A 20,098-nucleotide genomic window follows, 5' to 3' on the forward strand; every position below is an offset into this window, starting at 1 on the left:
GGTGTGGGAGTGGCGAAGCGATCAGACCAAAGACCGGAGGGACAAATGGATACGCTGCCAACCGTTGTCATGCTGCTCGGCGCTTCGGTCGTCTCGGTAATCGTCTTTCGCTCGGCCAACCTGCCACCGGTGCTCGGCTATCTGCTGGTCGGCGCAATCATCGGCCCGCACGCGTTCGACCTGGTCGGCGGCCTTGCCGGCGCTCAACACCTGGCCGAGTTCGGCGTCGTGTTCCTGATGTTCTCGATCGGGCTGGAGTTTTCGCTGCCCAAGTTGTACGCCATGAAGCGCATCGTCTTCGGTCTCGGCCTGCTGCAGGTTCTGCTGACCCTGGTCGCGGTCACCGCCATGGTCACCGCGCTGGGGTTGAGCTGGCAGGAAGGGGTCGCCCTCGGAGGCGCGCTGGCCATGTCATCAACGGCGGTGCTGACCAAGTTGCTGACCGAGCGCCTCGAACTCGACAAAGCGCATGGACGCGAGGTGATGGGCGTGCTGCTGTTCCAGGACATCGCGGTGGTACCGCTGCTGATCCTGATTCCGGCGTTCTCTGAAACGCCGGAGCAGATGGCGACCATGATGGGGCTGGCGATGCTCAAGGCCGTCCTGGTGCTGTCGCTGGTGCTGTTCTTTGGCCAGCGCCTGATGAGCCGCTGGTTCTTCATCGTCGCCAGGGGCAAGTCGGCCGAGCTGTTCATGCTCAACGTCCTGCTGATCACGCTGGGGCTCGCCTACCTCACCGAGCTGGCCGGCCTGTCGCTGGCGCTGGGTGCGTTCGTCGCCGGCATCCTGATCTCCGAAACGCAATACCGCCATCACGTCGAAGAGGACATCAAGCCTTTTCGCGATGTCCTGATGGGGCTGTTTTTTGTCACCATCGGAATGATGCTCGACGTCCCGCTGGTCGTCGCCAACGCGCCACTGGTGCTGGGCGTCCTGGTGGCGCTGCTGGTGCTGAAGTTTGCCCTGGTACTGGGCCTCTCGCGGCTGTTCGGCTCGACCTTTGGCGGCGCCTTGCGCACCGGTCTGTGGTTGTGCGCCGGCGGCGAGTTCGGTTTTGTTCTGCTCGCCGAAATGCGCCGCCTGGAACTGCTGCCGTCACCGGTCCTGCAAGCGGTGCTGGCGGCGCTGGTCCTGTCGATGCTGCTGGCACCGCTGATCGTCCAGTACAGCAACCAGATCGTCCTCCGCTTCGCCGCCAGCGAGTGGCTGATGCGCTCGATGCAGATGACCCAGTTGGCGGCGAAGACGATGAACACCGAAAAACACGTGGTGATCTGTGGCTACGGCCGAACCGGCCAGTATCTGGCTCGCTTCATGGAACAGGAAGACGTTACTTACCTCGCTCTCGATCTCGACCCCGAGCGGATCCGTGAAGCGACGGCAGCCGGAGAGAACGTCATCTATGGCGACGCTGCCCGGCACGAAACGCTGGTCGCCGCCGGCGTCGCTCGCGCCAGCGTGGCGATCATCTCTTTTGCCGACGCGCGCGCCAGCGAACGAGTGCTCGAACACATTCGCCAGATCAAGCCAGACCTGCCGGTGGTGGTTCGGACTCTCGACGAAAAGGATCTGGAGGCGCTGTTGCGGGCGGGAGCCGCCGAAATTGTCCCGGAAACGCTTGAAACGAGCATGGTGCTCGCCTCGCACGCCTTGCGCCATCTCGGCGTACCGCACGCGCAGGTCCTCGAGCATTTCCGCCAGACGCGGATCGACCACTATCGGTCGCTGCGTGGCTTTTTCCACGGCGACAGCGATCTGGAACAGGATACGCTCGACGTAGAAGAAGCACGCCTGCATTCGGTGCTGCTCGTCGACGGCGCCAAGGCCATTGGCCGGACGCTTGGCCAACTGGCCCTGCACGAACTCGGCGCCGAAGTGACCGCCGTTCGCCGACGCAATATCAGGGCGCTGGAGCCGTCGGCCGAAATCCGTTTCAGCGCCGGCGACGTGGTCGTCCTGCTCGGCACCCAGAGCGCCTTGACGGCTGCCGAGGAGCGGCTGCTGCAGGGCTGAAGGAAGGCCGGGGCGGCGGGGCAGAGCGTTCCGAGGGCCGCCGACGAAACCCGGACGCCTGAACGGCGGCCCGCCCTGTATCGGTTACCCAGATCTCAAGTTACCGGCCAGCAATCCGCTTCGCTGCAGCCCGGCCAGCTGCTGCTCAGTAGGCCACGCAAACCGTATACTGGTTACCGTCGACAATGGCCGCCGTCGCCACGGCCGCAGCGCCTCGGTTGGCGCCATCAGCGACGGCTCGCACCGAGCCGCCCTCGGTGATGCCGTCATCCATGGTGGTGTCGATCTGCCTGACGTAGCGGCCCAGGATACCCGCGGAGCAGACGAAGAACGAGCCCCGCATGCCGGCGATGTAGGGTGCCGCGGCGCCAGCGCCGGTCACGCCGCTCTCAAGGCCGATGAAACCGCCATCAGCATTACGCGGCCGGTAGTTGGCGTCGGCCAGCACGGTCGTCCCGGTGGCCAGGTTGGCCAGGCGGACGTGTTGCCAGAATACCGAGCTTTCGTCGGTGACGACGCCGGTGCCGGCGCCGCCGGCATCCCAGGTGCCGTCGATGCGACCGTTGTTCGGAGCACACAAGCCAGCGGCGGCGGGGGCGCAAACCGCCGCTGCGTTGACCCCGAAAGCCAGATCGAGTTGCGCCTGCGTCTGGTCACCGGGGAAGGATTTGAAGCGATCCTGGTAGGCATAGACCAGACTCGAGACGGTGCGAAAGTCACCGACCATGTTCTTCACCTTGGCGCTGTTGATCAGCTCCTGTCCCTTCAGCACCCCGCCAAGCAGCAGGCCGATGATGACGAGTACAATGGCAATCTCCACCAGGGTGAAGCCCGCCTGCCGTTGTGGTAGCTGGTTCATTTCGTTCTCCAGTCCGTGTCGAAAATGACACTGGGTACAAGCATGTTTCGTGCCAGCAAAAATAAGCCGATTTGGCCGCCCGGGCCGCCGAATCTGTCGAGTTTTCGACACTACTGTCCGGAGTCGGACTGATGAGCAACCGGCGCTGGCGGCTGCGGGCAGCCGCGGGAAGCGCGGCGTGAGCCTGCTCGAACGCCTCGCCAGCGCCTTGCGACAGCGTCAGCGCTGGCTGCTGATTGCCTTGCTCGGCCTGCTGCACGTGGCGCTGCTGGCCGATACCGACAAGCTCTTCAGCATGCTGTGCTGGCTGGTGCATGTTGGCCTGTTCATCCTCTGGCAGCCCTTCATTTACGCCGAAAGGCGACTCGATTTCAGCGGCCTGCTGGTGATCGCGCTGTTGTTGGGAGGTGGCATCGCCTTCTACGGCTGGTGGCTGCTGATCGTCTGGGTGATCATCCTGGCGGCGCTGGTCGGCGGCCGCGTGATGTTCACCGATCATCGGCCGACACGCGTCTTCTACCTGATCGCTTTTGCTTACCTGCTGGCGGCGCTGCTGTTCTGGCTGGTACCACGGATGGTCGCCAATGCAGCCCTGGTCGGCCCTTCGCTGGATCTGGAGTTCGCCTGGGGGATGCCACTCTTCCTCCTGGTGATGACCCTGCTGCCGCTCGCTCCCGACAGCGATCGGCCCGGCGGAGGCATGGTCGACCTGTTCTACAGCCTGTTCATCTTCCTGCTGATTGCCGTGCTGGTGCTGGGCAGCCTGGCGTTCATGCTGTTGCGCCAGTCGGGCTATCTCGAAGCGGTGCTCAATACCCTGATCTCGATCGCCGTGCTGCTCTTGCTGATTGGCTGGACGTGGAACACGCGCCCCGGTTTCACTGGCGTCGACGTCTTTTTCTCGCGCTACCTGCTGACCATTGGCCTGCCCTTCGAGAACTGGTTGCATCGCCTGACCACCCTGGCGGGCAGCGAAAGCGACCCCGAGAGATTCCTCTCGCAAGCGCTCGAGGAAATGCTGGACCTGCCGTGGGTAGACGGTGGCCGGTGGATTGCCGGGACACGAACAGGCGTTTTTGGCAAGGACTCGCGCTTTGCCCATGATTTTGCCGGACAACCGCTGCAACTGACCCTGCACACCCGCCACAAGCTTAGCCCGGCACTGATCTGGCACTTCCATCTACTGGCGCAACTGGCCAACGAACACTACATCGCCAAACTGCGCGCCCGCGAGCTGCAGCAGGTCAGCTACCTGCGAGCGATCCACGAGACCGGCGCACGCCTGACGCACGACGTGAAGAACCTGCTGCAATCGCTGAATAATCTGTGTTATCTGGCGCAGACCACCAGCGGCGATGATCACCAGCGGCTCGAATTGCTGCTGCAGCGTCAGTTGCCACAGATCACCCAACGCCTGCAACAGACGCTGGGCAAACTTCAGAAGCCGCACAGCGAGGCTGGCGGCGTGCTGCCGGCGGCGATGTGGTGGAAGATCCAGCAGCAACGATATGCCGGCCTGCCGGTGACCTTCGTCGCTACCGACCTCGACCCGGATGCGCTCCTGCCAACCGCCCTGTTCGACAGCGTCGCCGACAACCTGCTGCACAACGCCCTGCTCAAAGGTCAAGCCGAAGGCGGACTGCAGGTGCGCGTCACGATGGCGGCCGACGGATCGGTTCTGAGTGTCTGCGATACCGGCACGGCGGTCAGCGCGCACGTGCTGGCTGACCTGCTGCAGGCACCGGTAGCGTCGGAGAGCGGGCTGGGGATCGGCCTCTATCATGCCGCGCGCCAAGCGGAGGGCTGCGGCTACGAACTGCACCTGGCCGCCAATCAGCCAGGGCAGGTGTGTTTCGAGTTGCGCCGACGTTCGCCGGGTACGCCCGAAAACGCCTAGGCGCCTGGTGCCGCTCCGGCCTCGCGGCGCCCGATAAGCCGGTGGACGACCATGTTGCCCTTGCCCTTCAGGTGAATCGTCTGCCCTGGATGGAAATCGAAACGATCGCGCAGGCGCCGGTAGCTTAGTTCATCGACCTGAACCATCCCCGGAACGCCTTCGCTGGTAACCCGGCTGGCGACGTTCACGGTGTCGCCCCAAAGATCGTAAATGAACTTCTTCTTGCCGACGACGCCGGCCACCACCGGGCCGCTGCCGATCCCGATACGCAGTTCGAGGTGCATGGCATTGATGTTCGCGTCGTCGCGCAGCAGGCGGCACATCTCGATCGCCATGTCGGCCAGGGCGCCGGTATAGTCGCTGCGCGCGTCGTTCAGGCCGCCGGCGACCATGTAGGCATCGCCGATGGTCTTGATCTTCTCGAGGCCATACTGTTCGGCAAGTTCGTCGAAGCACGAGAAAATCTTGTTCAACATGGCGAACACCTGCTGCGGCGTCAGGCCTTCGGCAAGCCGGGTGAAATTCACGATGTCCGCAAACATCACCGAGACTTCGGCAAAGCCATCGGCGATCGGCTCCTTGCTGTTCTTCAAGCGTTCGGCGATCGGCGCCGGCAGGATGTTGAGCAGTAGCCGCTCGGAGCGCTCCTGTTCAATTTGCAGCAGCTGGTGCGCCTCCTGCAGGCGCTGCTGAACCCGGTGCTTCTCGCTGTCCGAGTAGCGCAGCAGCAGGTAGACGATCGCGGACACGGCGGTGAAATTGAGCGCGAAGAAGAACGCCGTGGTTTGCGTCGGCACCGCTTGCTGCCAGCTGCTCGGCGAGTCGGCCAGATAGTAGTCGAAGCCACCCGACAGCATGGTCAGGAAGACATAGGCGAAAAACCAGGCACCCGACTCGCGAGTGCCGATGAACAGTAGCGCTCCGATCGGTGCCAGCAGAGCCCACAGACTGATCCCGCTGGCGGTGATGAAGCCACCGATGCTCCACTGCGCAACGAACGGCGTGAACAAGAACAGCGACAACTGGATCAGCCGGAAGACATTGAAATTGAGCGTTTTCAGGTACACCAGAAGATTGCCGACCAGCAGCAACTGCAAGGCAAACGGAAGGTTGGACGAGAAACGTGGGCCAAGTTGCCAGTAGATCGAAAGCCAGACCATCGACGCCAGACTGATCAGCCCGGTGGCGAAGAACAGCAGCGACTTCTGCAGGCGCAGCTCTTCGGAGTCGGTCGGTGAGATGCCGGCGTTGCGCAGTCGTTCGAGGAGGGGCCGGCCGGCGGTCATCGGGTCGCTCATTGAAGGTAGAACGAAGGCATAGGCTATTGGACCCTAAAGCTTGAGGACGGTCAATGCGCGCGGGGCAAGGGCAAGGCGCCAGCGCAATCGGCGGGAGAAGGCGAACGGCGGGCCCTTGCCTGAGAACCCATTGAGGACCTCGGGCTGAACGAGCGCAGCGGAGGCTAGGGCAGCTTGCCGACGATGATCAAACGGTTGAAAAGGACAACCCGCGACATCCAGATCAGCTCGTCGTCGAAAGTTCCGGTCGGCGTCTTGCTGACAAAGTCGGTGTTGGCCATCGCCAGGCCGCCATTGGTCAACTGGTTGTCCTGCTCGTCGGCGTCAGCACCGATCGGCAACTGCGTCCCCTGCGGGGTGAACCCGCCGTTACCGTTCCTGCCGTGAGAAATTACGACCGCCGGCACCTGGACGCCGATCACGTTTCCTGCCGGTGCGGCGGCGGAGCGTACGTTCAGGGTACCGATGGAACACAGCACGAAAGCCGCGTTGACCGGATTGGGCCCGGCGTTGCACGGTGCCGGCCAGCCAGCGCCGGGAACCGTCGGTGGCACCCTGGTAGCGAACTGCTGGGTTACGCGGTAGGTATAGCGGCGCCCCCAGCCGTCGGTCTCGTTGACTCCCAGCGTCGCCCACGGCAAGACGCCGACCTCGGTGGGTAGACCATTGAGGTCGAGACAATTGCCACCCGCGCTAAGGTTGAGTTCGCGCCCGGCACCTGCTGCTGCGGTCGCCAGGGTCGCCGCAGCCGGGCACGGCAAGCGCCCGTTGACGGCAACGAAACCGAGCAGGGCCTCCCGTATCTCGGCCATTGCCGTCCTGGTGTCGCTGGTCTTGCGGATATCGATCTGTGCCGACAGCGGTATCAGCAGGCTGCCGACAACCAGCGCGACAATCACCAGCACCACGGCCAGTTCGGTCAGCGTGAATCCGTCCTCACCCGGCGCCTGGCCATGCGGCGTGTTCACAGAAGGCACCGGAGCAGATCCGCCGCTGGCGTGCGGAAGTCAAAAACCGAGCGGCCGCGGAAGACGCTGGCGACGGCGACCGGAACGTTGAACGAGCTGGCGTTCTGGTCTTCGAGATAGTTCGCCTTGTCGGCTTTTTCGGCCACCGTGCCGCGGGTCTGTCCAGCCGCCTTGCGGCCGGCGAAAATCAGCACGCGGTTGCAGTTCGCCGATGCCACGCCGTCGATGATGATCGGCGCCGGCGCTGGAAGCTGGGTAAGAAGAAGCATCTCCTTCCAGTTGCTGCAGAAGGCCGGGTCTGGCGCCGCGCCGCAGTCGAGACCGTCGACGCCCTTGCTCCCGGTGACGCCAACCTGGGCCACCAACGGCAGGGGTTCGAGGCCATTCTGGATGCGTACGACGTTCTCCGCGGCAATCACGTCGTTCTGGGCCTTGATCGCGTCGTTCTGCCCTTTGAAGTAATCGAGCATGGCGCCGATAGCATCCCTGAAGTCGGCGCGCCGGATCAGGGGAGTGAAGATGTCGTCAACGGTGACGATCAGGAAGCGATCGTTGTAGAAGTCGTTTTCGGCGCCGACGAAGATCTTGCTACTGCCATCGGCGGCGACCCGGTTGTTGATGCTGCCAGCGAAGTAGTTGACCTGCCCGGCGATGGCATTGCCGTTATTGAAAGCGTCAAGGTACTGGCGGGCATCGTAGTTGCCACCGCATTCGGCGTAAGCCGGATCGGCCAGAGCATGGCTCTGGCCCTCCAGCGCGCGGCCCGGGGCGACGATCAGCGCGGCCAGATTGGTCGCGACGACGTTGCCGTTGCTGTCCATGACGCTGATCTGGCCCTGCGTATCCCAATTCAGCACGTCGGTTTTGATGGCTTTCTGGAAGCGGCCTGAAACCACGTACCACAGGCACTCCCCCCGCTGATCGCGAAGGGGTGCCATGCCAAGGGTGCGCCATGGAAACTTCCCGATCACCGAGGAATCCTTCCCGTTGCCGGCAAAGTTCGGCGAAACGAATCCCTCGGCCAGCACCCCTACCGGACTGAAGCCGAGATCAGGCAAGCGCAGATAGCTCGCATCGTTAACCGGCAAGCGACTGATCGCATCCCCGATCACGGCCTCGCGGGCCTGGCCAAGTGCCGCCGCACCGTTGCGCGCGTTGGCCAGCAGCAGCTGGTTTGCATTGAGCTGGCCAGCGAACAGATAGAGACCCCACAGCGTCAGCAGCACCAGCATGGCCATCAATGCGACGCCGGCCTGCTGCCGTCTGCGGCCAGCAGCAGTGACTCGGCGGCGCCAGCGATCCGCGCTGCGCGGCGGCTGGCCCGAGCATGGGGGCAGCCGCCCGGCGAGCAAGGACGGCGGCGCGCGCATGCCTACTTCGACCCCGCTGGCCGCGAATGGACCCGCAGCTGACCACCGTCGAGCAGGTCGATCGCTTCGCCGGTGTTGCGGTTGACGGACTGTCCGACACGCGCTCTTGCCGGTGGAGAATCGCTGGACTCGACCAGCACCTTGCCGGGGTCGCCGTGACGCGGGCTGACCGTCAAGCCATTCCACTGCTCATTTTCGTTCTGCGGACTGCCGTTCACCCACGCCGTACGCTTGCCGCTGCTGCGAACGACGACGCCGTCGATGGTCAGCGTCGGGTCCGCCGGAAGCTGCTGCTTGTCGAGAATATTCAGTTCGCGCTGGCGGTCAAGCTGCTGACGGCGCTCCGGGGTAAAGAACAGCCGGCCGACAGCTTCGTCTGCGGCGACGGCTGTCGGGCAGTTCACCAGCAGCAGGAGCCAGCTGCCCAGCGCCAAGGCAAGCCGCATGTCAGCTGGTGGCGAGACCCGGGTCATTGGTTTCCTCTACCCCTTCCTGCTGTCGTCCTGCGGCCTATTTCTTGCGCACATCGCGCAGTGTCAGCCAGTCGATTTCGCAATCGGCGAGCAAGTGTGCCCGGCCGCCACTGCGGTCATCGCCAGTGGCCGGTAGCCGTTCGACCTGGCAGCTCCTGACTCGGACCAGTGCCTTGGCCTGACGGCGCAGGTCGTCGATCAGGCGCAACAGGTCTTCTTCATGCAGCAGTTTCAGCTGGATCTTCATGGCGCTGACGAAGAAGCTGAAGTCGTCTCCCGGCTTGTCGAGCATGCGCTGTGGCGAGATCTCGTACTGCAGATCGATTAGGCGGTGCTTGTCGCGAATCTCCTTGAGCAGTTCCACCCAGTCCAGACGCTGCTCGTCGCCAATGATGCCACGCTCCGCCAGCTTGTTGAAGACAATCGACTTCTGCTTGACCTCGGTCTCCTCCTGGCGGACCTGCTTCAGCTTTCCATCGGCCTCCTGAAGCTGTGCCCGGACGAGCAGCCTGGCCTTTTGCGCATCCGCTTTGGCCTGGTTTGCGAAATACACCGCAGCGAGCCCGACGGCGACCGCCAGCACCACCAGGAGAATGCCGGGCTGCAGCTTGCGCCAATCGGCGCGCCCGAGTTTCATGATTCGATGGCCCGGCGGATCTGCACCTTGAAAGCCCGCGGCAGTCGCTCGTCGGCAGGAGAATCGCCGCCCTTGAGCGACTTGCCCGACTGAATATCAAAGGGCTGCTGCTGCACCTCGACTTCCAGTTTCGGGTTCCTCTTCAGGGCGTCGATCAGGCGGTTGAAAACGGCCAGCACTTGCCGCGGGTTGCTGTCCGCGCCAAGCCGCAGGGTGCCGCGCACAACAGCCGTCTCGCTACCGACCGGCAGCGGCCTGCTGCCCGGAGCGCTCGTCGTCGCGGACTGCTGTGGCGACGGGTCCTCACTCACTTTCCACTCGATGCCGTCGATCTCGACCGCTGGCACGCTCTCGAGAGCGCGGCTGATTTCGCGGTACAGGGAGTCAGGCGTGGCGCTGCCCCGTTCCAGATCGAGATATCGGTCGACGACCCGACGCAATGCTTCGTTAGTGGTCGTGAGCGGCGGGAAGGTCTTGACGATGTCCGCGTAGCGCTGGCGAGCCAGCGACGTTTCCGCGCCTAGGAGATCGACTTCCTGACTGAACCTGCGGGCGTCGACCAGCAGTTTGCCGGCCAGCAGCAGACAGCCTGCCAGTACCACCGCTGCGCTTCCACGGAAGACCGCGCGCAGCAGCCAGAGATGGTAATCGTGGCGCAGTTCATCGTTGGCAAACTGGGCACGTGGTGGATCCGTGGCCAGCAGGTTCAGGAACAGCGGCTCGCAATGGGTATGCTCGGGAAGCGCCTTGAGACCGCACCGGCGCGCACTGTCCTCGATATCGAGGATGGTGAACGACAAGGTGTCGCGATCGACACAACTGTTCTCGATTGCTTTCCTGGCGCTGGCGTGGGCCAGCAGGTAGGCGACGATTGGCTGCTGGCGACCAAGCAGGCGCTGGCTGACCAGATACTGTTGCAGCTTGGCCGCCTCGCTGGAAAAGGTCTGCGCTATCCCGCCGATGCTGCTGTTGTGCAGGGGTGTCAGGCGGCTGAAATGCAGTTCGCCGTTTTCCAGGTAGCTCTGACGGACGCTCTGGTCCTGAATACTCAGCAGCAGGCAGGGACCCTGAGGGACGCCGAGCTTTCTCAGCAGCAAAGGCCCGAGCAAGGGCAAGGAGTAGATTCCGACCAGGGCCACCTCGGCACGGGCCATGGTCTCCAGCCAGGGGACAAAAAACTCGTGGTTGGTGAGCGCGGCGAGCATGATGCGTTCATCCTTGCGCCGTGATTTCTGGTGCCCGAGCGACAGGGAGGTGCTCAGCCTGGTACTGAAAAAAAGTTGCCCGATCTTGCGCGCGATGATTGCCTTGCGATCCTCGCCGCGCAGGAAGGGTATCGTCTCGATGTGGAAGCCTTCTTCCGAGACATTGACCAGGATCGAGAAAAGGCTCTTCGCGTGCTGCGCGAGATACCGGGCGAAGGGCAATTGCCCTGCTTCGCCGGCATCGAACGATCCCTCCCCGGTGAGCACGCCGGCTTGCCAATGGAAGGCCAGCAACTGATGGCCGCTAAGGTACAGAAGACGGCGGGCGTGCATCGCCCTAGGCCTTGATCTTGCTGATCACGTCGTACACCGGCCCGAGTACCGAGAGCATGATCCAGCCGAGCAGAGCGCCCATCACAACGGTGAGCATCGGTTCGATCAGCTGCTGCATTTTTTCCACTGATTCCTTGACGTCGCGGTTATAGAAGTAGCTGACATTGATCAATGCATCATCAAGCGCTCCGGTATTTTCGCCAACGCGCAGCATACGGATCACCAGCGGCGGGAAAAAGCCGGTACTGTGAAACGCCGCCGTGACATTCTGTCCCTCGCCGATCAGCTGTTCGACACGCTCCAGACCGCGACGGATGACCAGATTTCCGACCACATCCTGCGTTGTGCGGATCGATTCTAAGATCGGTATTCCCGAAGCGTAGAGCAGGGCGAAGGTGTTGGCAAAACGCGACAGAACGATCTTCCGCACGATACTGCCGAGAATCGGCAGTCGCAGCTTGATCCCGTCGAAGCGAAAGCGTGCCAGTGGATTGCTGTTCAGCAGCAGCTTTATACCGATGACGGCCAGCGCCGGCAGCAGCAGAAAGAGATACCAGTAGGCGACCATCAGGTCCGAGATGAAGAACAGGATCAGGGTCTGTGTCGGCAGTACTTGCCCCATGTTCTTGACGAACATCTTGAGCTGCGGAACCATGTAGATCATCAGGAAGAAGGTTGCCGCGAGGACGACCGTGCCGACGAATGCCGGGTAAGCGAGCATCTTCTTGGTTTGCGAAGCCAGTTCGTCTTCCCACTTCAGCGACTCATTGAGGCTCTGCAGGACTTCCGGCAGCCGGCCGGTTGCTTCACCGGCGCGAATCAGGCTGACGAAGACGGCGTTGAATACGCGGCGGTGACTGCCCATGGCCTGCGACAGCGTCTGGCCGCCCTCGATCGATTCAACCAGGCTGGCGACCACTTCGCGAAAACGGGGGTGCTCGAGACTGTCGCGCAGGTCGGTCAAGCCTTCGATGACCGGCACCCCGGCACGCACCAGTTGCTGCAGATGAAAGCAGAAATGGATCATCTCCCGGCGCGGAACACCACCGCCGGCGAACAGGCCGCTGCGGTTGCTCACCGGTTCGCCGCTGACCAGGTCGAGTTCCATGCGCCGCAGGCGCATCTCGAGGTCGACCAGGTTGAGCGCGTCTATCTTGCCGAGAGCCATTCGGCCATCGGGGTTGACCGCCTTGTAAGTGTAGAGCGGCACCGGCCCTACATCCGGTCGGTCAGGTCCACCACCCGGCCAACTTCCTCGAGCGCGGTGGAACCGTCGAGAACGCGCCGCAGCCCGTCGTCGGCCAGGGTGGCAAAGCCTTGCCGGCTGGCCAGAGTGCGCATTTCGCGAACGGTGCTGCGGCGGGCGATCAGCTCATCCATATCGCCGTTGATGCGCAGCAACTCCATGATCGCCAGGCGCCCTCGGTAGCCCTGAAATTCGCAGCGCTCGCAGCCGCCAGGGCGGTAGATGACCGGTCGCGGACCATCGATCAGGTTGCCCAGCAGGCGCGCCTCGTGTGCTTCGGCCTGATAGGGGATCTTGCAGTGCAGGCACAGACGCCGCACCAGGCGCTGCGCGATGATGCCGATGATGTTGCCGGCCATGATGTCCGGCAGCACGCCGATGTCGAGCAGGCGCGGGATGGCGCCGATCGCCGAATTGGTATGCAGTGTCGAATACACCTGGTGGCCGGTCATCGCCGCCCGCAGCGCCATCTCGGCGGTGTCCGCGTCACGCACTTCGCCGACCAGAATGATGTCCGGATCCTGGCGCATCATCGAGCGGATGCCGTTGGCGAAATCGAGTTTGACCGATTCGGCAGCCGAGGTCTGCCGAACCAGGGTCATCGGGTACTCGACCGGGTCTTCGAGCGTCATGATGTTCACGCTCTCGGAGTTGATGTGGTTGAGCACCGAGTAGAGCGTTGTCGTCTTGCCGCTGCCGGTCGGCCCGGTGACGAAAACGATACCTTCCGGGCGAGCAATCATCAGCTTGAGCTGGTCAAGCTGCTTTTCCGCGAGACCCAGGCCTTCCAGCGGCACGATTCCTTTCTGCCGGTCGAGAATGCGCAGAACGATGTTCTCGCCGTGAATCGTCGGTTGTGCCGAAACCCGAAAATCGATCTGCCGGCCACGCATGTTGAGCGAAATGCGGCCGTCCTGGGGGGCGCGGGTCTCGGCGATGTTCATCCCCGAAAGGACCTTGATCCGCACCGCCATTGCCGGCCAGTAGGTCTTATGCAGCGAGCGGATCTGCCGCAGCATGCCGTCGATGCGGTAGCGGATGCGTAGAAAGCTCGCTTCCGGCTCGAAGTGGATGTCGGACGAATCGCGCTTGACAGCATCGGTCAGCACCGAGTCGATCAGACGGACCACCGGCTGGCTGTACTCGTCGGCCGACGATTGCAGGCCGCGAAAGTCGATCTCGCCGGTTTCGATTTCGTGCAGGATGCCGTCGATCGACAGTTCATGGCCGTAGTACTGGTCGATGGCGCGATCGATCTCGGTCTCGCCGGCGAGCAGGGTGTCGATCTCGATCTCGTCGCCGGCGAGGTCGCGGATCCGGTCCAGCGCAACGATATCGTTGATGTCGGCGATGGCCACGGTCAAGCGCCGGTTTTCTGCGTCGTAGTCGAGCGGCAGCAGATGGTGGCGCTTGGCGAGATCGCGCGGGACGTATTTCAGCGATGCTGGGTCGATGATCGCCTTCGACAGGTCGACGCTCTGTTTTCCGAGGCTTTCCGACAGCGCGTCGCGCAGGGTCGCCTCGGAGACGAAACCCAGCAGGACCAGCAGCTTGCCGATCGGCCGATTGGCCTTCATCTGCTCGAGCAGGGCGATGCGCAGCTGATCTTCGCTGAGGATGCCCTTGCTGATCAGGATCTGACCAAGGGGCCGCGAGTGGGTATGGGCGACTGGCGCGTTCATCGTCGGATTGGCCGGCAAATCAGCTGCGGCGGTCGCTGCCCATCGCCGGAATCAGGGTTGCAGTTCAAGGATGCGTTTCGCTGCCGCATCGCGGTCGAAGGCACTGGGCCACGTGGCCGCGGCGCTCAAGGCCATCCGGTAGTACTGTGCGGCCAGCTTCTTCTGGCGAAGGTGGTCGAGGCTGACCGCGACGTTGTAGATATAGTCGGCGTTGCCCGGCTCCAGAGCGTAGGCCTGAAAATAGGCTTGCTGCGCGTCACTCCATCGTGCCTGCCGGACATACTGGTTGCCGAGCGCAAAATAGAGCGCGGGCGACTCGGGCTGGCTGGCCAGCAAGGTCTTCAGGCGGCTCTCCGACTGCCCCGCGTCGCTCGCTCCACGCAGGTTGATCAGTGCCGCCTGGGCGGTGACGTCGGTCGGGTCGGATTCGAGTACTTGCAGATAGAAAGCCTGCGCCCGCTCGCTTTGCCCCTGACGAGCAGCGATCGCTGCCACCCCGAGCAGCGCGTCGGCATTCCGCGGATCGCCGCGCAGCACCTGCTCGTAGCCACGCAGGGCGTCGTCCAGCCGGTCCGCCTGCCAGGCCTGGTAGGCCCGGTCGAGCGCCTGCACCTGTTGCTGCCGGCGGTTGCTGCGCTGAAAAACCTCCGGCTCGGCGGTGCGTGGGCGAGCGGCCTCGCTGCTCACGCGCGGGGCGCGCGACGACGACTCTGCCGTCCTGCCTGGCGGCGGCAAGGACGGTGGCTCGGCCGGCATCGCGGGGGGCGCGACGACTGCTTCTGCGGTCGGCGTGATCGCTGCCGGGGTCGCGCTGGCCGGCAGCACCGGCGGCCCCGGTGGCCGCCCGGTCGTCGTCGGCGCCATCAGGACCGCGCCACTGATGGACTGCAGCTGCCACCAGAAATAGCCGCTGATCCCTGCTGCCGCCACGCCGACCAATCCCAGGAACAGCCATAGGGACGTACGAGAGCGTGGCAGCTGCTTGACGGCAAAGATGTTTCGCGCCGCGTTGCGTTCGGCAGACTGACGAGGATCGGCGTCGGTCGGCTGCGCTTCCGGCGATGGCGTGCGCCTTCTCGGCGGCGCGCTGGTGGCCGCAGCAGCCAGGTCCGCATCGACTCCAGCGAGTTCCTCGGCCAGCGACGGGAGCGTCTGACCAGCCGCAGGCGGCGGGCTTTCCAGCGGGTCAAGGCGCAACTCGCCTGGCGAAGCGGCCGTTGCCGGTCGAGCGCCGGCACTGGCCAGGCGCTTGGCTTCCTCGGCACGCCGCAGAGCGTCCATCAGCAGACTCACTGCAGCCTCTCCGGATTCCGGTCGGGAAGCGAAAACGGTCGATAGACCTGCTCGCTCTTGAAGAAATCCTTGCCGGGCAAAGTCTCCTTGAAGCTGCTGAAATCACCGTCGATGGACGCGTCCCGGATCACCGTCGGACGGATCAGCACGACCAGTTCCGACTTCGCCGACGAGTTGGCGCGATTGTTGAAAACTTCGCCGAAGAAGGGGATGTCCCCCAGGCCCGGCAGGCGCCCGGTCCGGTTGTCTAGGCGGTCTTCCATCAAACCGCCGAGCACCGCGATGTCGCCGCTTTGAACACGCAGCATGGACTCGATCTCGCGCATCCGAATCTGCGGCACGAGGTTCTTGATGTTGTTTGCGGCAAGGCTCGGATTGGGATCCTGCTTCAGCTCGGCGATACTGGAAATCGACGGGCGAACGTTCAGGGTAACCTCGCCGTTGTCGCTGATCTGCGGCGTCAGACTCATGAAGAAGCCGATCGAAACCGACTGCGGCGTGGTCGTCGTGGTCACCGTGGCGTTGGTATTGGTGTTGCCGGGGACGACTTCCTGCTTGACATTGAAGTAGACGAAATCCTCCGAAACCTTGAGCGTCGCCGTCTGGTTGTTGAGCACCGACAGTTTCGGACTGGAGAGCACCTTGACGGTGCCGAAGGCGCGCAACAGATCGACGGTTGCCAGCAGATTCAGCGGGTTGAGGTCGCGATACTTGATGATGTACGGCGTCACCGCGCTCGGAACGTTGGTGGTCAGTGCCGGCTTGGTGATGCTGTACTCGCTGCCGCTGGTCAGACGACTCCACTCGATGCCTTGCTGGTAGCCATCGCTCAGCGCGACTTCGATGATCGTCGCCTCGATCAGCACCTGCCGCCGGGCGCTGCTCATGACCCGATCAAGAAACTCCTGGACTTTTTCGTGCTGTCTGGCGGTGGCCCGGACGTTGATCACGCCGGCTTCCGGGTTGGCAATCACTGACGCCGCTTCGCGGAAGGTCATCCGCTTCACTACCGTCGCGCCGGTGTTCTGCAAGGTGGCCGGATTCGGACTGCCGGCCAGCGTCTGCGCCAGTTGGGTCACCCGCGCCGCCGCTCCTGCGGCCTGTCCACCTGGGGCGCCGGTGCCGGTGGTACTCTGCGACGCAGTTTGCTCGGTCACCGTTTCGGTGGAGCCTTCCGGAAAGATCTTGTCGGTTTCGTACAGCAGTTCCTTGAGGTTCTTCTCGAGCGACTCCCAGAAACGATTCCGGGACCTGTTATCGATCTGGATGCGCGAGGTATTGCCGGTGCCGATCGCCCCACCACTGCCGGTTGCCAGGGCACTGGTCGAAATCTGCGTATTGGTCGAGATCGTACCCGTCACATCGCGGGCAATATTCACGTAGTCGACCTTGTAGTTCTTGAGGTAAGGCGTGTCGGGCATGACCGCGAGGTTGGGCCCCTCGAGTTCGAAGCGCATATCGACCTGCTTGGCAATGCGGGTGAGTAGTTGCGGCAGGGTCTGGTCGATCGCGTTCAGCGTCACCACGCCGGTGATTCCAGGGTGGATATCCACGTTCAGCCTGGCGTCGCGGGCGAGGGCAAACAGCAGGTCGTGGACCTGGACATTGTTCACGACGACGCTATAGGTTTCGGTCCGGCCGGTCGCCCTCGGCGGGGGCAGCCAGACGCTTTGCTGAACCGGTGGCGGGATCGTCCCCTGAGTGCTGACCACACTGTCGAGCTGCAGATGTCCGGCCGCCGGCCCGCTGGCCAGCGTCGTCGGGGCACAGGCGCCAACAAGCAGCGCAAGAAAGGTGACACCGAGAATTTGCAGGGACACGCTGAAGCTTGCTCCAGTTAAAGTTCAAGTTCATCATACCACGCCAAGACTTCGAGACAAGTGCATGATTTTTATTGTGTTCGGACCTTGCTCCGGGGCCGCGTCCGGCCCCTCTCTCAGCGCAATCGACTGACGGACCGGACGTAGGGCTTGCTCGACGGAGTGACCTCGCCAAGCGTGGCCAGCGCCGCATTCGCCTGCTCGCGCGACTGATAATCGCCGTAGATGACGCCCAGCCGGTCCCGTCCGCTCAGGCTCGAACGATAGACGCGAACTTGCCGCAGATCGAGTGCGGCCGAGTTACGGGCAATGAAATCAACCACTTCCTTTTCGCTGCTGGCATCGACATTGAGCAACTGAATGAAGTAATGGGAATCCGGCGCGGTTTCCAGCCAGCGCCTGGTGGCGTCAATCCGCTCGGCCAGGGTCAATGGCCTGGCGGCGTCGGGCCCGACTGCTGCCGACGGCAACTCGGGAACCGTGCCAGGCGACTGCGCCGCAGGCCGGCTGCCGGCTGCCGGTTGCACTGCCCGCTGGTCGACCGTCGCCGGCGCGCCAACGACCACCGCCGGCGGAGCGATTGACGCCGTCAGCGAGCTACTGGTGGCGTTGCGACTGCCAGCGAAATAGGCCAGAGCACTGAACAAGCCGACCACCGCCGCCCCGCCAGCCCACGCCCACCAGACGCCGCGAGCGCGGTTGATCGGACGGAACCCGGCGTCGCGGATCGCCGCCCGAACCTGCCGGCGATCGATCTGGTGCACGCCGTCCGAGAAAGCAACCAGCAGCGCCTTGTCGGCAAGAATGTTGATTCGCCGACTCAGCCCCTCGGACGCCCTGCTGATCAACTGGATCGCCCGCCTGGTGAAAAGATCGGGGCCGCGGTAGCCAGCAGCTCGCAACCGGAACATCAGATACACCGAAACGTCGCTGGCGCGCAGTGGTTCGAGCCTGAAGCTGTGCGTAATGCGGTCGTTGAGCTGGCGCATTGCCGTTTGAGCCAGGCGCTCGTCGAGTTCCGGCTGCCCGAAAAGGACGATCTGGAGCAGCTTGTGCTGGTTCGACTCGAGGTTCGAGAGCAGCCGGATCTCCTCGAGAGCGTCTGGCGGCATGGCGTGCGCCTCGTCGATCAGGGCGACGACCTGCCGACCTGCGGCGTAGATTTCCAGGAGGCGCGCCTGCAGGGCGCGCAGCAGCAGCTGACTGCGCCCTTCTGGAAGCGGTATCCGGAGTTCCTCGGCGACGGCGAACAGAATCTCGTCGCGCGAGAGCATCGGATTGGCCAGGTAGACCGTTTCGACGTTGTCCGGCAGCTTCTCGAGGAGCATCCGGCAGAGCATCGTCTTGCCGCTGCCGACCTCACCGCTGACCTTGACGATTCCCTCGTCGTGAGTAATCGCATAGATCAGCGCCTCGAGCGTCGCCCCCCGGTTGCCGCCGGCGAAGAAGAACTCGGTATGGGGCGTGATCCGGAAAGGTGGCTGACGCAGCCCGAAATGATCGAGGTACATCAGGGCTGCCGCGCCGCGGCTTCCATGCGGTTGTAGAGCGTTGTCCGGTGGATGCCAAGCAGCCGCGCCGCCTGACTGACATTGCCATGCGCCAGCTTCAGCGCGGCCTCGATATAGCCACGCTCGGTCGCATCCAGCAGGCCATCCAGACTGAAGGGCTCGCGTTGCCTCAAGCGCTGCATCGCGGCGCCGATGATCGCGTCGCCGGCCCCCTCGTCGACCGCCATGCCCATCCTCGCGGCGGCCATCAGCGGCTCGTCCGGCAGATCCAGCTCGGCCTCCAGTGCGACCGCATCGACCGTCTGCCCCGCGTGCCTGGTGGCCAGACGAATGACAATGTTGCGCAACTCGCGCACGTTGCCGGGAAAGGGATAGTCGAGCCACAGACTCCTGGCGTCGGCCGCCAGGCCGAATGGCAGCTGCTGCGCTTGCGCCGCGTAGAGATGACGAAAGTGGTCGAGCAGAAGCAGCTTGTCGTCGCCCATTTCGCGCAATGGCGGCGCGACGATCGAACAGACCGACAGGCGGTGGTAGAGATCAGCCCGGAAGTTGCCGGACCTGACTTCCTTGCGCAGATCACGGTTGGTGGCGGCGATGATCCGCGCCCGGCTGACGCGCTGCTGGGTTTCGCCGACCCGCTGGTACTCGCCATTTTCCAGCACTCGCAGCAGCTTCGCCTGCAGTTCGAGCGCCAGCTCGCCGATCTCGTCAAGGAACAAGCTACCGTCGGCGGCGTCCTCGAAGTAGCCCGCCTTGGTCGTGATGGCGCCGGTAAACGCCCCCCTGGCGTAGCCGAACAGCGTCGCCTCGACAAGGTTTGGCGAGATGGCGGCACAATTGAGCGCCAGGAATGGCTTGTCACGGCGACGGGTATCGTAATGCAGACAGGCGGAAGCGATAATCTCCTTGCCGCTGCCCGACTCGCCCTCGATCAGCACTGCGAAAGGCAGGTCGGCGTACTGTCGAAGCTGCATCCGCAATTTCTGGATCGCCGGGCTGTTGCCGATCAGCGATGACAAGCCGTCGCCGGCGTGCCGTTTCTCATCAAGGGCGCGAAACGCCTGCGCGCGCTCGAGCGCCAGCTGCAAGTCGCCTGGATTACAGGGCTTGGCGACAAAATCGGCGGCGCCGAGCGTACGCGCATGTCGCGCATTGCCGTCCTCGCTCTGCCCCGAGAGGACGACTATCCGGATCTCCGGGGCAATCTTGAGCAGGTCCGAGATCAGCGCGAAACCCTCATCGGGACGATGCGGCAGCGGCGGCAAGCCAAGGTCGACCAGCGCCAGCTCGGGCAGCCGGCGCAACTGCCGCAGCAGCTGCATGCAATGCGGGCGCGAGTGGCTGGTGAGAACCTCGAAGAGCGGGCTCAGCGAAAGGCTCAAGGTGTCGCAGATCAGCGCATCGTCGTCGACGATCAGCAGCAGGGGCTTTTCAGGCGGGGGGATTTCCATCATGGGGAGCATGAAACTTCGCGCTGTCCTTACCGGGTGGCG

Annotated in this window: 15 protein-coding genes; 2 read left to right on the forward strand and 13 right to left on the reverse strand. The window is 63.7% G+C overall.

Features of this window, described 5'->3' with window-relative positions:
* The first annotated feature begins 45 nt into the window (after window positions 1-45).
* Entirely contained in the window at window positions 46-2,013 is a 1,968-nt protein-coding gene (locus Q1L50_RS11935; protein WP_300339019.1) for a monovalent cation:proton antiporter family protein, read from the forward strand.
* A gap of 145 nt (window positions 2,014-2,158) precedes the next feature.
* Here the strand turns inward: Q1L50_RS11935 and Q1L50_RS11940 are convergent, their stop codons facing one another.
* Window positions 2,159-2,872: a prepilin-type N-terminal cleavage/methylation domain-containing protein gene (locus Q1L50_RS11940; protein WP_300339022.1), complete on the reverse strand. Its 714-nt coding sequence runs from the start codon at window positions 2,870-2,872 to the stop codon at window positions 2,159-2,161.
* A gap of 178 nt (window positions 2,873-3,050) precedes the next feature.
* Between Q1L50_RS11940 and Q1L50_RS11945 the strand changes: the two genes are divergently transcribed.
* Complete coding sequence (locus Q1L50_RS11945) at window positions 3,051-4,769, forward strand: sensor histidine kinase (protein WP_300339025.1); 1,719 nt, start codon at window positions 3,051-3,053, stop codon at window positions 4,767-4,769.
* On the opposite strand, the gene Q1L50_RS11950 is transcribed toward Q1L50_RS11945, so the two are convergent.
* The 12 genes from Q1L50_RS11950 to Q1L50_RS12005 form a co-directional block, all read right to left on the reverse strand.
* Window positions 4,766-6,055: an adenylate/guanylate cyclase domain-containing protein gene (locus Q1L50_RS11950; RefSeq protein WP_300339027.1), complete on the reverse strand. Its 1,290-nt coding sequence runs from the start codon at window positions 6,053-6,055 to the stop codon at window positions 4,766-4,768. The two genes, Q1L50_RS11945 and Q1L50_RS11950, sit on opposite strands and share 4 nt — an antisense overlap.
* A 176-nt stretch (window positions 6,056-6,231) precedes the next feature.
* On the reverse strand, window positions 6,232-7,044 hold the full coding sequence (locus Q1L50_RS11955; protein ID WP_300339030.1) for a prepilin-type N-terminal cleavage/methylation domain-containing protein: 813 nt from the start codon (window positions 7,042-7,044) through the stop codon (window positions 6,232-6,234).
* On the reverse strand, window positions 7,032-8,273 hold the full coding sequence (locus tag Q1L50_RS11960) for a hypothetical protein (protein WP_300339032.1): 1,242 nt from the start codon (window positions 8,271-8,273) through the stop codon (window positions 7,032-7,034). The genes Q1L50_RS11955 and Q1L50_RS11960 overlap by 13 nt, the downstream gene beginning before the upstream one ends.
* A gap of 134 nt (window positions 8,274-8,407) precedes the next feature.
* Window positions 8,408-8,878: a hypothetical protein gene (locus Q1L50_RS11965; RefSeq protein WP_300339034.1), complete on the reverse strand. Its 471-nt coding sequence runs from the start codon at window positions 8,876-8,878 to the stop codon at window positions 8,408-8,410.
* A 37-nt stretch (window positions 8,879-8,915) separates the two neighbouring features.
* The gene (locus Q1L50_RS11970; protein WP_300339036.1) at window positions 8,916-9,515 is read right to left on the reverse strand and encodes a hypothetical protein; all 600 of its coding nucleotides are present in this window, start codon (window positions 9,513-9,515) and stop codon (window positions 8,916-8,918) included.
* On the reverse strand, window positions 9,512-11,053 hold the full coding sequence (locus tag Q1L50_RS11975; protein ID WP_300339038.1) for a hypothetical protein: 1,542 nt from the start codon (window positions 11,051-11,053) through the stop codon (window positions 9,512-9,514). Before Q1L50_RS11975 ends, Q1L50_RS11970 begins: the two co-directional genes overlap by 4 nt.
* Window positions 11,054-11,057: 4 nt before the next feature.
* Window positions 11,058-12,263: a type II secretion system F family protein gene (locus tag Q1L50_RS11980; protein ID WP_300339041.1), complete on the reverse strand. Its 1,206-nt coding sequence runs from the start codon at window positions 12,261-12,263 to the stop codon at window positions 11,058-11,060.
* A 5-nt stretch (window positions 12,264-12,268) separates the two neighbouring features.
* Window positions 12,269-13,981 carry a type II/IV secretion system protein gene (locus Q1L50_RS11985; protein ID WP_300339044.1) on the reverse strand — a complete coding sequence of 571 codons (1,713 nt, stop codon included), beginning with the start codon at window positions 13,979-13,981 and terminating at the stop codon, window positions 12,269-12,271.
* Between the two features lie 51 nt (window positions 13,982-14,032).
* Entirely contained in the window at window positions 14,033-15,274 is a 1,242-nt protein-coding gene (locus tag Q1L50_RS11990; protein ID WP_300339047.1) for a tetratricopeptide repeat protein, read from the reverse strand.
* Window positions 15,271-17,094 (reverse strand): pilus (MSHA type) biogenesis protein MshL, encoded by a 1,824-nt coding sequence (gene mshL / locus Q1L50_RS11995; protein WP_300339050.1) that lies wholly within the window; start codon window positions 17,092-17,094, stop codon window positions 15,271-15,273. Before mshL ends, Q1L50_RS11990 begins: the two co-directional genes overlap by 4 nt.
* A 116-nt stretch (window positions 17,095-17,210) precedes the next feature.
* On the reverse strand, window positions 17,211-18,605 hold the full coding sequence (locus Q1L50_RS12000) for an AAA family ATPase (protein ID WP_300339053.1): 1,395 nt from the start codon (window positions 18,603-18,605) through the stop codon (window positions 17,211-17,213).
* Entirely contained in the window at window positions 18,605-20,059 is a 1,455-nt protein-coding gene (locus Q1L50_RS12005) for a sigma-54 dependent transcriptional regulator (protein ID WP_300339056.1), read from the reverse strand. Before Q1L50_RS12005 ends, Q1L50_RS12000 begins: the two co-directional genes overlap by 1 nt.
* Between the last annotated feature and the right edge of the window lie 39 nt (window positions 20,060-20,098).

The sequence above is a fragment of the Accumulibacter sp. genome, from assembly GCF_029255145.1.
In the GTDB taxonomy this organism is placed as follows: Bacteria; Pseudomonadota; Gammaproteobacteria; order Burkholderiales; family Rhodocyclaceae; genus Accumulibacter.

Coding starts and splice junctions, on each gene's coding strand:
- Q1L50_RS11975 (WP_300339038.1), bottom strand. CDS start 11,053: ATGCACGCCCGCCGTCTTCTGTACCTTAGCGGCCATCAGTTGCTGGCC.
- Q1L50_RS11965 (WP_300339034.1), bottom strand. CDS start 8,878: ATGACCCGGGTCTCGCCACCAGCTGACATGCGGCTTGCCTTGGCGCTG.
- Q1L50_RS11950 (WP_300339027.1), bottom strand. CDS start 6,055: ATGACCGCCGGCCGGCCCCTCCTCGAACGACTGCGCAACGCCGGCATC.
- Q1L50_RS11970 (WP_300339036.1), bottom strand. CDS start 9,515: ATGAAACTCGGGCGCGCCGATTGGCGCAAGCTGCAGCCCGGCATTCTC.
- Q1L50_RS11935 (WP_300339019.1), top strand. CDS start 46: ATGGATACGCTGCCAACCGTTGTCATGCTGCTCGGCGCTTCGGTCGTC.
- Q1L50_RS11960 (WP_300339032.1), bottom strand. CDS start 8,273: ATGGCCATGCTGGTGCTGCTGACGCTGTGGGGTCTCTATCTGTTCGCT.
- Q1L50_RS11985 (WP_300339044.1), bottom strand. CDS start 13,981: ATGAACGCGCCAGTCGCCCATACCCACTCGCGGCCCCTTGGTCAGATC.
- Q1L50_RS12000 (WP_300339053.1), bottom strand. CDS start 18,605: ATGTACCTCGATCATTTCGGGCTGCGTCAGCCACCTTTCCGGATCACG.
- Q1L50_RS11940 (WP_300339022.1), bottom strand. CDS start 2,872: ATGAACCAGCTACCACAACGGCAGGCGGGCTTCACCCTGGTGGAGATT.
- Q1L50_RS12005 (WP_300339056.1), bottom strand. CDS start 20,059: ATGATGGAAATCCCCCCGCCTGAAAAGCCCCTGCTGCTGATCGTCGAC.